Raw genomic sequence first — 15403 nt, forward strand, 5'->3', positions numbered from 1 at the left:
GCGGAAAAAATTATGAAAAAATGAACCTTTTTCATAATTTTTCGCGATATTTATCAGCTTCTTCATATTTTTTTTGTTCAAGAAGTTTTTTTCAGATTTGAATATTTTCTTGATCTTCAGAGTTAATTTCTTTTTTTGTAAAGCTAAATCTTAGTAATTTGAATATAAAAACAATTCCTGAATTCTTTCTTTGTTTTGCTAAATTAGAGATTAAAAAAATAGCATTAGAAAATTTTTGTTCTTCAATAAGTAATAAAATTTGCTCAACAGCGCTTTTTTCAATTTCTTTAGGGTCAAGAATTCAGTCAAAATAAATTTTTTTGTATTTTGTTATTAATTTTTGATGATTTTGGATTAATTCATCTGTTAAATTAATTGGGACACTAGGATTTATTGATAAAAAAATGCTACGAAGAACATCTGGATCGTATTTTTTGGCAAATTCTTTTGCAAAAATTATATTTCCTATTGATTTAGACATTTTTTTACCATTAAAATTTACAAAGCCAACGCGAATTCATTTTTTTGAAATTGCCTCATTTGTTAAAGCAAAATGTTGGGCATTTTCATTTTCATGATGCGGAAAAACCAAATCAACACCACCTCCGTGAATATCCACTGAATTTTTCTCAAAATGATTATAAATAATTGCTGAACACTCAGTATGTCAGCCGGGTCTACCTAGGCCAAAAGGCGAGTCAAAAAGTACGCCTTTTTTTGTTTTTTTTCACAAAACAAAATCATTTATAGATTTAGTTTGACGATTGTTTTGATACAAATTGTCAATTTTTTGTTGAGAAATTACACCATAATTTGCAATTTTACTTGCATCAAAAACAAGGTCTCCGTTTTGATTAAAATAAGTAAAATTTTTATCTTTTAACTCGACAATATAGTCAATAATTTTGTCAAGAATTTCAGTGACTTTTATTATTTTGTCAGGTTTTTTAACGTTAAATGTTTCAAGAACACTAAAATATTCCAAAATGTATTTTTGACTTAATTCAGCTTCAGTTAGCCCTAATTCCATAGCTTTTTCGATAATTTTGTCGTCAATATCAGTGATATTTTGGACAAAATTAACTTTTTTGCCAAAATATTTTCATACTGAAACTAAAAAATCAAACACAATTACCGACCTTAAATTGCCGATATGAACGTGATTATAAACTGTAGGACCGCAAAGATAAACATTAAAATTGCTTTTAGTTGAGCTCATAATTTGTTAATTTTTTAACTAAATCAGTGTAATTAGGTATAATTTTACCAATTTTTTCCCAAAAAAGCTTGCCATGGTTGCGAAAAAAATGGTGAACTACCTCATGAACAATTACATAATCAATAATTTCCTTTGAAAATGCAAATAAATATTTGCTATAATGAATTTTTTGGCGATAATAATTGGTGCCTCATGATGTGTTTTTTCGTGATAGTTTGACTATATAATCAGGGACTTCTAAAGTTTTGGTTCAAAAATTTGTTCGTTGTATTAGGTAGTCTTCAAAATGTTTCATTAACAGTTTTTCAATTTTAGCCTCAATATTTTTTGGCCGACCTAAGGAAAAAATAACTAACTGACTTTGCAAATAGAGTTTATTTTTTGTTTTTATTAAGCTAAAATAGTTTTTTTTGCCAAAAAGGTAAAAAAAAGATTCAGAAAAGTGTAATACTTGCCTTAGTGGCAAAATATTTATAATTTTATTAAAATATTTTGAATTTCTAACACTCCTAATTAAAACTTCATCACTTAAAATAAGTCCGGTCTGAACAAGAATATAGTCATCAACTAATTTAACTATTAAACGCGAACTTTTAGGCCTAAATTCAACAAAAATCGGATATTTTTGACCATTTAAATCAATTTTTAGTTCGCGAAACTTAGCTTTTTTGTTGGAATTCATTTTTGGTTATTTTTAGCTCAATTGTATTTGCACTTTTGTCAATAATTTCAAATTCAAGTTGATATGTTGGCCAATCAAAATAGAATTTTGCCCCTAAAACCAGCTTTTTTTTCGAACTTTGGGATAAAAGTCACTGATTTAGATTTTTAAAATTAACAGGAAGATTAACCGCTAAAATTTTATTAATTGTCAAAATAGTAGTTTCAGCTTTTGTTGTAATCTGATTTGGGCTAATTTGGTAAAAATCAAGGTCATCACGATAATCATACTCATCATAAATTGGACCCAAAAGACACTCAAGTATATCTTCAAATGTAAGAATTCCAACAATTTTTTGTGATTTTTTTGACTCAACTACAAAGCCTAAATGAGATTTTGATTTTTTCAAAATCTCATAATTTGTTTTAATCAAAGATGTCGCAAGAAGAAGAGGAGTTTTTATTATATGATCATTAATATCAAATTTATCAAGATGTAAAATGTCTTTTGAAAGTAAAATTCCAACAAAATTGTCGTCTTTTCAAACAGGAATTCGAGAAAAATTTGAGTCAATTATTACTTCTTTGATCGATTCAAGACTATCTTCGTATTTTACAAAGACAACATCCTCAAGTTTGGTAAAGTGTTTGGCGGTTTTAAAAGAGTCAAATTCAAGCGCTCTAATTGCCAAATCAGATTCATCTTTTTCAAGAACATCTTCTTGGTGAGCTTGTAAAATTATTTTTTTTAACTCATTTTCAGTGTTTGTTACATTGATTTTTTTGACAAATTTAGTCATTAAAGCCGCTAAAGGAAGTAAAAAATAGTAAAAAAAACTAATAAAAATCCAAAAAGACTTTAAAAATAAAATTGGTTTTTTTCGACCAAAAATTTTAGGGTAAATTTCACCAAAAATTATTAAAGGTGGAGTTGTTGCTGCTATTGAAATTAAAATTTGTAAAGATTCATTAATTGCTAAATTAGAAAAAAGTGCCGAAATTATAATAGAAATTCCGATATTTACAATATTATTTCAAATCAAAATGATTGTTAAAGTTTTTTCATAATTATCATAATATTTAAGAATTTGCTTTTTTCCTCAAAAAGAATCAGAAATATTTTCATCAACTTTTGCCCGACTTGTGGCGGTAAAAACGGTTTCACTTGCTGAAAAAATGGCCGAAATTAAAAATAAAAATAATAAAACAATTCCTAAAGCAATAAAATAACCCGGCATTAGTCCTCTAATCCTAAATTTATTTCATTTTTATTTTTGCTTGAAACATTAAAATCAAGGGCGGCAACAAATTGACCAATTTCAGGTAAAAAATTAAAAAATAGCGTTCCAGTTGGACCATTTCTGTGTTTTGCGATAATTAATTTTGTATTTGGTCCGCTGTCAAAATTAGACTGATCATCTTCTTTTTTATTATAATAATTGTCGCGGTGTAAAAAAGCAACAAGGTCAGCATCTTGTTCAATAGCTCCAGATTCACGTAAATCTGAAAGTAAAGGAGTTTTATCTTCTCTTCGTTCGACATTTCTTGAAAGTTGCGACAGAGCAATAATTGGCGTATTAACTGCGCGAGCTAGCTGTTTTAATTTCCGGGAAATAATTGAAACCTCGACTTGACGGTTGTAATTTTGATTATTTGCGCTTGAATTTATTAGTTGTAAATAGTCAAAAATAATAAGATCATATTTGGTATTGTTGCGATAACGTTTTTGAACCTCTCAAAAAATGTCGTCAATATTGATAGAACCTGAATCATTTATGGTGAGTTTTGCCTCTTTTAGTCGTTTAGAAATTGCTTTTTCAATTTTTATTAAATCTTCAGGCCGTAAATTTTTAGGTGTTTTGAATTTATTTGACTCAATTCCAGAGACAAGTGATAAAAGCCTGGTTCCTAAATCTGTGTTTGACATTTCAAGGGCAAAAAATAGAACAGATTTTCCACTTTTGCAAACATTTCAGGCTAGATTAAGGGCAAAAGCTGTTTTTCCAACTGACGGACGAGCTGCTAAAATTACAAGTTCACCCCTTTGAAAACCAGAAGTAACAACATCTAAATTATCATAACCAGTCGAAATTCCTTTAATAGGATTTTTACTTGTGCGAAGTTCAGTAATAAATTGAAAAATTTCTTGGGCAATTTCATAAATTGAATAAAAAGACTGTTTGGCACTGTCTAAAGTCAAAAGATTAATTTTGTCAACAATTTGACTTGTAATTTCTAGTGATGTTTTTTTACCAAAGTCGAGTTCGTGGCTTGATTCTTCAATAATTTTTTTGAGCTGACGCAGAGTTTTTTTCTCGCTGACAATCCGTAAGTGCGAAGTAATTTCTGAAGGCAAAGAAAAATTATTATTATAAAGTCAAATTATGAATGACTTGCCGCCAATTTTTTCCAGTTTTTGATTTTTTTGCAGTTCTTCAATAATTAAATTAACTTCAGGATCAGGGACACTAGCAACAACATTTTTAATTGCTTTGGCAATTTCAACTAGTCTTAGATCGCTAAAATCATTAGGGTCGATTGCGTCAATATAATTGATAATTTTTCTGGGATTTGAAAGCAAAAAAGAAATTATAAATGACTCAATATCGGGGGAAGTATAGCGCGAATTATTCATCTTTTACAACATTTATTTTTAAAGTAGCACTAATTTCAGGGCTTAATTTAATAGTAACATAACTTGTTCCAAAATTAGAAATTCCTGCAGTTTGAATTAAGTGCTTATCAATAAAAATATCTTTGGTCTCAAGTTCTTTTTTTATTTTTTTAGCCGAAATTGCCCCGTGGACTGAATCAAGTGTACCTTTTAATTTAAATCACAAAACAGTGTTTTCAATTTGAGACTTTAGTTGAACTGCTTGATTTTTTTTGTTTTCCTTTTCAGCTTCAATTTTTTTTAGCCTTTCTTTTAAAAGTTTTTCAGTTCTTGGATTAAAAGGTTCTGCTAAATTATTTTTAAACAAATAATTGCTAGCATAACCAGCTGAAACCTCAACAACAGTGTTTGCACGACCATCTTTTGTATCTTTAAGTAGAATTACTTTCATATTCTCTCCTTTGAATTGCAAGTTTAATATTTTCAACAAATTCAGAAAAAGTCTCAACTGTTGAATAAGCAGCTGCTGAAGTTACATTTCCGCCTCCACCAACTTGCTCTGCTATATATTGAACATTAACATTTTCAACACCTCGAGCTGACATTTTATAATTTTTTTGTTGCGGTAATTTTGCCACAACAAAGGCAGCTTGACGATTTTTAACTAACAAAATTTGCTCACAAGCAATCGAGACTAAATCAGTATCAATTTCCCGGTCAACACTTGCAAGGAAAAAACCTGGCTTAACTTCGGTGACATTTTCAAGAATTTCTTTAATAATTTTTGACTCATTTTCATTAAGTTTGAGAAATTCGCCAGTTTTTGCAGTTTTTGCACCTCAACGAACAAGGGCGGAGACGGCCGCAAAAGTTGAAGCACTGGCAGTTTTTTTAAACTGGGCCGAGTCAACATATAAACCGTTAAGCAAAATTTGGGCCCATTCTTGATCAATGCTTATATCTGAATGAATTGTTAGTAAAATTAAATGCGTAATAATTTCACATGTTGATGAAGATGAGACATCAATATAGTCATGAATTAATTCCAAAATTCCTTGCATTTTGGAATTAATTCCGTGATGGTCAAAGACAAAAACATTTTCCAAATTAATTTGATCAAGCGCTTTTTTGTTTTCAATTCGCTCAACGTCAGACACATCGACTAAAATAGCAAGGCAAGTATCATTATTTTTTGAAGCCATTGTAATTTTTGAGGCAACTGAGCGGGATATAAAAATATTTTTCTTGATAAAATCAGCTTGCGATAAAAATCTTGTCGTTGTCGTGTCAAAAGTCTGATTTTGGATATAAAAATTAATTTTTCTTTTATAAATAACTTCAGCATATCTTTTTAAAAAATTACCCAGAACATAACCAGAACCAAATGAATCTAAGTCAGAATTAATGTGTCCATAAATTATTATATTATCAATTTTTTCCAATTTTTCAACCAAAAGACGGGCAATTCTTCTAAGTCTAACAAGCGAATGGAGGCTGAGAGATTCACTATAAGAACCATAAGAAAAAGGTCTTTTTCCATAAGGATAAATTGAAACTTGATTTCCACCACGGGTTTTTGAAAAAATTAAGGCCTCATTTGCTAGTCTTTTTACTTCCACTAAATTTGTTGTGCCAATTCCAAAACCGACTGAAAATCAAACTTCGGTTGTATCATCAATTTTAGTGCTCTCATCACGAAAAATGTAAAAATGATTTTTTTGTCAAAGTACAAATGTTTCATAATGTAAAACTAACATAATCCGGCCATCTGCGTATTCTTTATACAAAAATTTATATTTTTGTGACAGTTTCTCAAAAAAATCATTAATAAAAATTTTAATTTTAGGATAATCTTGATCGCTACTGCGAAAATTAGTTGAGACAAAATTATCAACCTCAACCTCTGCAAAAACAAGCGAATTATTCTCATAACCTTGCGAAATTGACTTAAAAAGTGTGATATCACGATAAGAAATTCAATATGCAAATTTATTATAATTAATTTCAAACCAGTTATTTCCCCTTTTTATCTCAAATTTTGGTGGAATATCTTCAACCTTTTTATATTGGGGAAAAAGATAAAAAATATCACGATTTACTAGTCTTTCTGGGTATAAATCTTTAACATATTTTGAAACTTTTGTAATTTTATATGTTGATGATAAATTAACAATTCCAATATTATTTTCCTCGTTAATAAGGTCGAATTTTTGGTAATAAAAGTGGTTTTGCTTAATTATAAATTGGTAAAAAACAACAATTCCAACTATTAGCGAGATAATAAAAATTATGAAAATTCCGACAGCTAATGTGAAAAAAAGGTAAAAATCAAAGTCATCATTAAAAATAACTTTTAGTAATAAAGTTGTAATTTCAAGTAAAAAACTTATAAATGAAATTGAAAAGGGGAAAAGAAATTTTTTCATGAGTGCTTATTTTTTTACAATGAAATTTAAAATTTTTTTAGGTACAAAAATGGTCTTGACTATTGAGTGATTTTCTAAAAAATGCTGTATTTTATAGTGTTTTTCGGCAATTTCAATAATTTCGTCTTCGGCTTGCTCATCATTTAATTCCAAAATTGCTCTAGTTTTACCGTTTATTGAAACAGGTAAATTATAAGTATTTTTTACAATTTTAGACTTGTCAAATTGAGGCCAGGCGTGAAAATGAAGCGGTTTTTGCTCTAATTTTTCTAATAATTCCTCTGAAATATGAGGGGCAAAAATCGATAGAATTACTAAAAAATCAACAAGATATTTTTTTGACGGTATGGCTTCAAGCTTACTTAAAAAATTAATATAGACCATTAATTTAGAAATAGCCACATTAAACTTAAAATCCTGGACTAAATTAGTAATTTCAAAGACAAAATTATTATAAAAGTAGCTAAATTCAGAATCTTTTTCGAGCTCAGGATCAATTTTATAATCTTTTAAAATAATTCTAATAACCCTTTGAATTCAAGCATAAATTGAATTTGCACCTTTTTCATCCCAGGCGCGATTTTCATTAATTGGCCCCATAAACATTAGAAAAATTCGAACACTATCAGCGCCATATTTATCCAAAACTGTATAAGGATTTATAATATTTCCTTTTGATTTAGACATTTTTTGGCCATCAGGTCCAAGTAACATTCCTTGGTGAATAACTCTGTCAAAAGGCTCAGAATTTGAAACAATACCAGCCTCAAATAAAACTTTATGTCAAAAACGTGAATAAAGTAAATGGCCAACTGCATGTTCTTGTCCGCCAATATAAATATCAACTGGAAGTCATTTTTGCAGTTTTTTATAGGCTTCTTTTGAGTCTAATTTTAAATATGTACCATCTTTTTGTTTTAAAATAAAAGCAAGATAATACCATGAACTTCCAGCTCATTGGGGCATTGTATTAGTCTCGCGGCGGTAGATTTTGCCGTTTTTCTCAAAAAAAACTCAATCTTTTTGTAAAGCAAGTGGGGACTGACCATCACCTGAGGGAACAATTTTTTCTAAATGTGGGAGTTCAACAATTTTTTCTTCAAGATAGATTTTGCCATCTTGATCAAAATAAACAGGAAAAGGCTCGCCTCAATATCTTTGTCTTGAAAAAACTCAGTCTTTAATTTTATAAGAAATACTTTTTTTTGCTAGGCTTAATTTTTCTAATTTTTCAAAGATTAATTTTGAAGCACTTTGGGCTTCAAAATTGTCAAATTCTGCTGAATTTATAAGGAGATTTTTATCATTTATTACTTCTGAATAGTCAATTGCAAAAATTTTAGCAAATTCTAAATCATTTAAATTATGGGCTGGAACTCCCATAATTGCCGAAGTTCCGTAGTCATTTAGCACATAATTTGCAATATAAAGCGGAATTTTTTGAGAATTTAACGGGTGAATCATGTATAAATTAGTAAATATACCAGAAATTTGACTTTGAAGTTTGGGGCTAGAAAAACTGTTTTTTTCAATATAGTCACTAATTTTTGCATCTTTTTTTGCAAGATTTGTTGCAAAATCATGCAAAGGTGAAATAGCTAAAAAACTAACGCCATAAATAGTCTCAATTTTGGTTGTAAATATTTCAATAAAATCTTGACTATTTTCAAAGTAAAACTTAAGAATAACACCTTGGGACTTGCCGATTCATTTTTTTTGGAGCAACTTTAGTGACTCAGGGAAATTTATATTTTCAAGACCATCAAGCAATTTTTGGGCATACTTTGTGATTTTTAGCACCCACTGATCCATTTTTTTAATTTCAACAGGAAAACTACCCCGTTCACTGACTAAATTTCCGTCTTTGTCACGACTTATTTCTTCATTTGCTAAAACTGTGCCTAATTTTGGACATCAATTTACTTGTGTCTGACGAATTTCAGCTAGGCCAACCTTATATAAAAGTTTAAAAATTCACTGGGTTTGTTCATAGAATTTTGGATCACTTGTGTTAATTTCTTTACTTCAATCATATGAAAAACCAAAAGAATTTATTTGCTCTTTAAAATTTTCAATATTTTTTTTAGTAAAATCTGCAGGGTGGTTGCCTGTTTGAATTGCATATTGTTCAGCCGGAAGACCAAAAGCATCTCAACCCATCGGGTGAAGAACATCAAAACCATTAAGGCGTTTAAATCTTGCAATTATATCTGATGCTGTATATCCAATTGGATGCCCTAGATGTAATCCGGCTGCCGAAGGATAAGGAAACATATCTAAAATATAGATTTTTTTATCTGAAGATTCGCTCGTTTCAAAAACGTTATTTTTTTGCCAATAGTTTTGTCATTTTTTTTCTATTAATTTATGGTCATACATGATACTAAATATTAAATTATAATATAAAAAGGCTAAATTTAAGTAAAATAATGTTAGATAAAATATTGGTTGTGCCACAAGTTGTTTTAAGCTTTTCATTAACCAGTCAACGATTAGACCTAAATTTTATAAGATTTAAACTTGAAGGAAAAAACAAAAATAACTAAAAACCATTAAATTACCGTATTAATTTAAGTTCAATTAATTTTTTTTATTTTTTTTAATGAAAAATTTAAATTTGTTGTATAATTAAAAATGCATAATAACTTATGCTTACTCTAATAAGAAATTGTCGCACAAAAATAAGGCCTATTTTATATAGTGCCGCAACTGCCGCCGCAAGGCGGTTTTTTTGTTTTTATGTAAAAAAAACTAAAATTTTAAAAATATAACAGGGCAATTCTATAACTATAACCTAATATATTGGCAAATAATTGTTTGAATTTTTTTGTATTGTTTTACACAATAATTAATTAATATTAAAAACAATTAATTTTTAACTGCGAAAAACAGGTAGTTTCAAAACATTCATTGACCAAGTCAACAATTCAGCGCTAAATTTTGTAAGATTTGAACTTGAATGCAGAAACAAAAATAACTAAAAACCACCTAAATTCCGTATTAATTTAAGTGCAATTAATTTTTTTCTTTTTTTTGATAAAAAATTTAAATTTGTTGTATAATTAACTATGCACAATAAATTATGTTTTACTCTAATAAGAAATTGTCGCACAAAAATAAGGCCTATTTTATATAGTGCCGCAACTGCCGCCATCTAGGCGGTTTTTTTTGTTTTTATGCAAAAAACAAAAATTTTAAAAAAAATATAAGACGGCAATACTGTATAAATTAGTAGAAAAATGGGAATATTAAATATTTTGTCTTTTGGGCAAAATTAGTTTTAGTGACCATATTAAGAAATTTTATTGTATAATTATTGTTTTAAAATTAAAATTATTTTGCAAAATGAAAAAAATTATTGAAATTAACGAATCAGACTACATTAAACTTTTCCTTGACAATATTGTTATTAAACGTGACATTGAAAAATTTGTAATCCCAATTGACACAGTAGAAGTTATTATTTTTGAAAATGACCGAGCAACTATTACAATCCCACTAATCAACGAACTTGTTGAAAAGAAAGTTAATATAATTATTTGTAAAAATCATTTGCCAAATTCACTAATAATTCCTTACAGCGGCTATTATAATAATAAAGTTTTTCAGGAACAAATTAAATGGTCTCTTGAATACAAAGGTAAAACTTGGAAAAAAATTATTCGCCTAAAAATTCAAAGATCACTCGATACTTTAGTCGAGAAAAAACTCATTAACACTGAAATTGAAAAGAAAATGGCTTCATATATTGACCAAGTTGAAGACCATGATGTCACAAATCGCGAAGGTCATGTGGCTAAATTATATTTTAAACATCTTTTTGGTGAAAATTTTATTCGCAACCAAAAAGGCGAAGATCGCATTAATAGTCTTTTAAATTATGGCTACACTGTTTTACTTAGTTATGTTGCCAGAGCTATTTGTGCCAAAGGAATGGATAATCGGCTTGGTGTGTATCATAAAAGTTTTAATAATAATTTTCCTTTGGCTTGTGATTTGATGGAACCTTATCGCTTTTGAATTGACCAAATCGTTTTTGACCATATTAACAAAAAATTTTTTTTATTCCAAGAATTCAAAGAAGATTTATTTACATCTTTTAATAAATATATTACTTATAAAAATAAGAAGATTCGTTTTAAAAAATTTATCGATGCTGAAATCAGTGAAATTTTAGAGTTAAACAAAAATGCAAGCTAATATAATTGAGGTAAATACAAGAGAAATGCGGATTTTATTAATGTATGATATTTATTCAGAAAATGAACAACAAAATCCTGAATACAATAAGTTTGTTAAAAATCTTTTAAAACTAGGCTACATTCGGATTCAATATTCAATTTATGCCAAAATAATTCCTGTGCACACAATTTATCAGTCCGAAAGAAAAAAAATTATTAATATTATTCCCAAAAATTCAAATGTTCGTATTTTACTTTTAACCGAACAACAATACCAAAATATGGAAATTCTAAGTGGTTCAAAATCTAAAAACGAAATTATCAATTTTGAGCAGGAGTATATAAAATTATAATGTTAAATTTTTTTAATAACAAAGCAAATTTAATTGAATTTAAGGAAAATATTAAAATTATTGAATGCGAAAATATTGACCTTTTTTTACACGACCTTTTTGAATATGAGCAATCAAAAGGTGTTCAGTCAATTGATTTTGATGGAAAACTTTATTCAATTAAAGATATTAGCGTTTTTACTTATTTAAACAAAATCACTGATTTTCTTAGTCTAAGCCCGAAAAATTGATTAGGTAACCAAATTATCCAAGATGAAATGTGACAAAATAGCAATTTTTTTAATAATCAAGAAATTCTATCCATAATTGATAAAATTAATACTTTATTAGGTTTTGAACTACTTGAATATCAAATTGATAATACTAAATTATTGAAGTCACTATTTGAAATTAATCCAAATATTCTACTTTCAAAAAATAATTTTGCAAAAATAATGGAAATTGTTTTTGCAAACAAACCTGATCCTTTAGTTATTTTCAAAGATTTAGAATTTATTAATTTAATTGACTTATTACAGTTTACAAATACAAAATTTATAATTTTAACTACTGATTTTACTAAATATATAAATAAATATGACCAACTCGAGCTTGTTGGCTTTTATAAAGATAAAACGATTATTGATATCAAAACACCATTGCCAATTATTAGCTATTTTGAAAATCATAAAAATAAGGAAATTCTAGAAAGTGAACCTCTATTTTCAGATTTAAATGAAAAAAACGAGTTTCGTTTTCACATTAACATCATCAAAAGAACATTTTTTGAATAAAAAACCTCAAAAACAACTGGTTTTTTGAGAAAAAAACAAAGAAAATCAGTTTTTTTCTTTGAAATGAGGTTTTTGTGCTGTACAATTTCTTATTAGAGTAAAACTGGTATTGCGGCAAATCTTTTGCTTTGATTGTTTTTGTGCTGTACAATTTCTTATTAGAGTAAAACATTTAGTCTACTGCCTGCTGAGATCATATAGTTTTTGTGCTGTACAATTTCTTATTAGAGTAAAACAGGGGCTAGGGCAAGCAAGCGGACGGGTGAGTTTTTGTGCTGTACAATTTCTTATTAGAGTAAAACCGATCCAAGTAAACCATTTATTTTTAATATGTTTTTGTGCTGTACAATTTCTTATTAGAGTAAAACAATAGAAAACGGCAAAGAAAAATGAGTCATGTTTTTGTGCTGTACAATTTCTTATTAGAGTAAAACTTTTGCAAAAAAAAGATCCTTTTTTTCAAAGTTTTTGTGCTGTACAATTTCTTATTAGAGTAAAACTTTTACTCATTAATTAACTCCTCAATATTTGTTTTTGTGCTGTACAATTTCTTATTAGAGTAAAACACTAATAATCAAATAGTTACTAAACTGTTTGTTTTTGTGCTGTACAATTTCTTATTAGAGTAAAACTTTATGTCTTAGACCAATTAAATGTAGACAGTTTTTGTGCTGTACAATTTCTTATTAGAGTAAAACCTTTGTCTTTTTAGACCCTCCGTATGATCCGTTTTTGTGCTGTACAATTTCTTATTAGAGTAAAACAATTTCAGAGCAAGAGATAAATTCAATGCTGTTTTTGTGCTGTACAATTTCTTATTAGAGTAAAACTTTATTATGCCTTTCAATAAGTATTTTTTGTTTTTGTGCTGTACAATTTCTTATTAGAGTAAAACTTAATAGCGCAGGTTTTAATATTGAACAACGTTTTTGTGCTGTACAATTTCTTATTAGAGTAAAACCCTTTTAGGCGTCTAAAACTTTTAGTCAAAGTTTTTGTGCTGTACAATTTCTTATTAGAGTAAAACAAGGGGGTGAGTGACGGGTGAAGCACCACCGTTTTTGTGCTGTACAATTTCTTATTAGAGTAAAACTTTTGTTTTGTTTTTTTAATTCTTTTCTAAGTTTTTGTGCTGTACAATTTCTTATTAGAGTAAAACCCGGGGTTTACGACCCAAACCCTATCTTTCGTTTTTGTGCTGTACAATTTCTTATTAGAGTAAAACTGTATTTCTAAAAATATCAAAATTATTTGCGTTTTTGTGCTGTACAATTTCTTATTAGAGTAAAACAACCACCTAGATATTAGAAAATGTGCCTTTGTTTTTGTGCTGTACAATTTCTTATTAGAGTAAAACATTTATAAAAATGAGAGTTGGTATCTTCTCGTTTTTGTGCTGTACAATTTCTTATTAGAGTAAAACTTAGTTTCAAAATTAGATATAGCCGGAACTGTTTTTGTGCTGTACAATTTCTTATTAGAGTAAAACTGATATTGTGGTAAATCTTTTGCTCTGATTGTTTTTGTGCTGTACAATTTCTTATTAGAGTAAAACGTTTTGATAAACGAGATAAGTTCGATATAAGTTTTTGTGCTGTACAATTTCTTATTAGAGTAAAACTTTTAACCCGATAGCATTAAATTTTGAAACGTTTTTGTGCTGTACAATTTCTTATTAGAGTAAAACTTTTTTTTATATTTTGTCACTCCATTTATAGTTTTTGTGCTGTACAATTTCTTATTAGAGTAAAACAAACAAATTAAATATTTCAAAAAATGCTATGTTTTTGTGCTGTACAATTTCTTATTAGAGTAAAACATAAAGACTTAACCTTAATTAAAAACAACCGTTTTTGTGCTGTACAATTTCTTATTAGAGTAAAACGTTTGGGTTTGAGTTGGTGTCTCTTGAGTTGGTTTTTGTGCTGTACAATTTCTTATTAGAGTAAAACTTTATGTTAATAATTTTTTATTAAATATTAGTTTTTGTGCTGTACAATTTCTTATTAGAGTAAAACAAAGATATTTCTGAACAAACACAAAAATTCGGTTTTTGTGCTGTACAATTTCTTATTAGAGTAAAACTGATGGTTTTAATTATTATTATGATTATGGGTTTTTGTGCTGTACAATTTCTTATTAGAGTAAAACAAACAAATTTTATTTCTCAAATTTTAGACGGTTTTTGTGCTGTACAATTTCTTATTAGAGTAAAACTCTAAAATGTATTACTTTGTCTAAATTAGCGTTTTTGTGCTGTACAATTTCTTATTAGAGTAAAACAATAAATTTTTGGGTTTTCCCTGAACGGGTGTTTTTGTGCTGTACAATTTCTTATTAGAGTAAAACTAAAATCAAATAAAGTTTCTTTACCCTCATGTTTTTGTGCTGTACAATTTCTTATTAGAGTAAAACATTTTCAGTTGAAATATTGTCGACCTTTTAGTTTTTGTGCTGTACAATTTCTTATTAGAGTAAAACCCTTAATTGTTCGTCTGTTATAGTTCCCATGTTTTTGTGCTGTACAATTTCTTATTAGAGTAAAACTCTATTAAAGACAAGCTAGAATTTGAACAAGTTTTTGTGCTGTACAATTTCTTATTAGAGTAAAACTTTAACAGGCGATTATAAAATTGAAATTGAGTTTTTGTGCTGTACAATTTCTTATTAGAGTAAAACTGTGGCAATTCATTTTCATTATCGTATCATGTTTTTGTGCTGTACAATTTCTTATTAGAGTAAAACCATTTGCTTCACCCGTCGCTTTGCCGTCATGTTTTTGTGCTGTACAATTTCTTATTAGAGTAAAACTAAATATTGCCCGGAATAATTGTCAATCTTGTTTTTGTGCTGTACAATTTCTTATTAGAGTAAAACCTTTCTAAAATCTTTTGAGGCATTATGATGTTTTTGTGCTGTACAATTTCTTATTAGAGTAAAACAAATTTTATTGAAATTACAATGCTCCCCGAGTTTTTGTGCTGTACAATTTCTTATTAGAGTAAAACAAAATGATACTATACTATCAAATGCTCATGGTTTTTGTGCTGTACAATTTCTTATTAGAGTAAAACATTTAATTCGTAAACTAAAAATCGAACAAGGTTTTTGTGCTGTACAATTTCTTATTAGAGTAAAACAAATTACGATGTTGCCTCAAATTGATTGCAGTTTTTG

At 28.1% G+C, this 15403-nt stretch carries 10 protein-coding genes and 1 CRISPR repeat array (1 of these 11 cut by a window edge); of the genes, 3 read left to right on the top strand and 7 right to left on the bottom strand.

The features are described 5' to 3' along the window. Nucleotides 1–10: 10 nt before the first annotated feature. From cysS to leuS, 7 genes are read right to left on the bottom strand one after another with little or no spacing between them, the layout of a single operon-like run. A complete protein-coding gene (gene cysS / locus KW512_RS00875; protein WP_258841636.1) occupies nt 11–1219 on the bottom strand; it encodes a cysteine--tRNA ligase in 1209 nt (402 codons plus the stop codon). After that, nucleotides 1206–1901, bottom strand: coding sequence for a M48 family metallopeptidase (locus KW512_RS00880; protein ID WP_258841637.1), 696 nt, complete (start codon nt 1899–1901; stop codon nt 1206–1208). Before KW512_RS00880 ends, cysS begins: the two co-directional genes overlap by 14 nt. Further along, entirely contained in the window at nt 1879–3117 is a 1239-nt protein-coding gene (locus KW512_RS00885; protein ID WP_258841638.1) for a CNNM domain-containing protein, read from the bottom strand. The genes KW512_RS00880 and KW512_RS00885 overlap by 23 nt, the downstream gene beginning before the upstream one ends. Beyond that, complete coding sequence (dnaB, locus tag KW512_RS00890; protein WP_258841639.1) at nt 3117–4514, bottom strand: replicative DNA helicase; 1398 nt, start codon at nt 4512–4514, stop codon at nt 3117–3119. The genes KW512_RS00885 and dnaB overlap by 1 nt, the downstream gene beginning before the upstream one ends. Further along, complete coding sequence (rplI, locus tag KW512_RS00895) at nt 4507–4944, bottom strand: 50S ribosomal protein L9 (protein WP_258841640.1); 438 nt, start codon at nt 4942–4944, stop codon at nt 4507–4509. The genes dnaB and rplI overlap by 8 nt, the downstream gene beginning before the upstream one ends. Further along, a complete protein-coding gene (locus KW512_RS00900) occupies nt 4925–6919 on the bottom strand; it encodes a DHH family phosphoesterase (RefSeq protein WP_258841641.1) in 1995 nt (664 codons plus the stop codon). Before KW512_RS00900 ends, rplI begins: the two co-directional genes overlap by 20 nt. Before the next feature lie 6 nt (nt 6920–6925). Then, the gene (leuS, locus tag KW512_RS00905; protein ID WP_258841834.1) at nt 6926–9298 is read right to left on the bottom strand and encodes a leucine--tRNA ligase; all 2373 of its coding nucleotides are present in this window, start codon (nt 9296–9298) and stop codon (nt 6926–6928) included. A 966-nt stretch (nt 9299–10264) separates the two neighbouring features. Here leuS and cas1 point away from each other — a divergent pair. From cas1 to KW512_RS00920, 3 genes are read left to right on the top strand one after another with little or no spacing between them, the layout of a single operon-like run. Beyond that, nucleotides 10265–11119, top strand: coding sequence for a type II CRISPR-associated endonuclease Cas1 (gene cas1, locus KW512_RS00910; protein WP_258841642.1), 855 nt, complete (start codon nt 10265–10267; stop codon nt 11117–11119). Then, the gene (gene cas2 / locus KW512_RS00915) at nt 11109–11453 is read left to right on the top strand and encodes a CRISPR-associated endonuclease Cas2 (protein WP_044284037.1); all 345 of its coding nucleotides are present in this window, start codon (nt 11109–11111) and stop codon (nt 11451–11453) included. Before cas1 ends, cas2 begins: the two co-directional genes overlap by 11 nt. Then, nucleotides 11453–12226: a hypothetical protein gene (locus KW512_RS00920; protein ID WP_258841643.1), complete on the top strand. Its 774-nt coding sequence runs from the start codon at nt 11453–11455 to the stop codon at nt 12224–12226. The genes cas2 and KW512_RS00920 overlap by 1 nt, the downstream gene beginning before the upstream one ends. Nucleotides 12227–12294: 68 nt before the next feature. Continuing rightward, nucleotides 12295–15403: a CRISPR direct-repeat array (repeat unit 36 nt; unit sequence GTTTTTGTGCTGTACAATTTCTTATTAGAGTAAAAC) (it continues 1350 nt past the right edge of the window).

Source organism: Mesomycoplasma ovipneumoniae, from assembly GCF_024758565.1.
Taxonomy (GTDB): domain Bacteria; phylum Bacillota_I; class Bacilli_A; order Mycoplasmatales; family Metamycoplasmataceae; genus Mesomycoplasma; species Mesomycoplasma ovipneumoniae_B.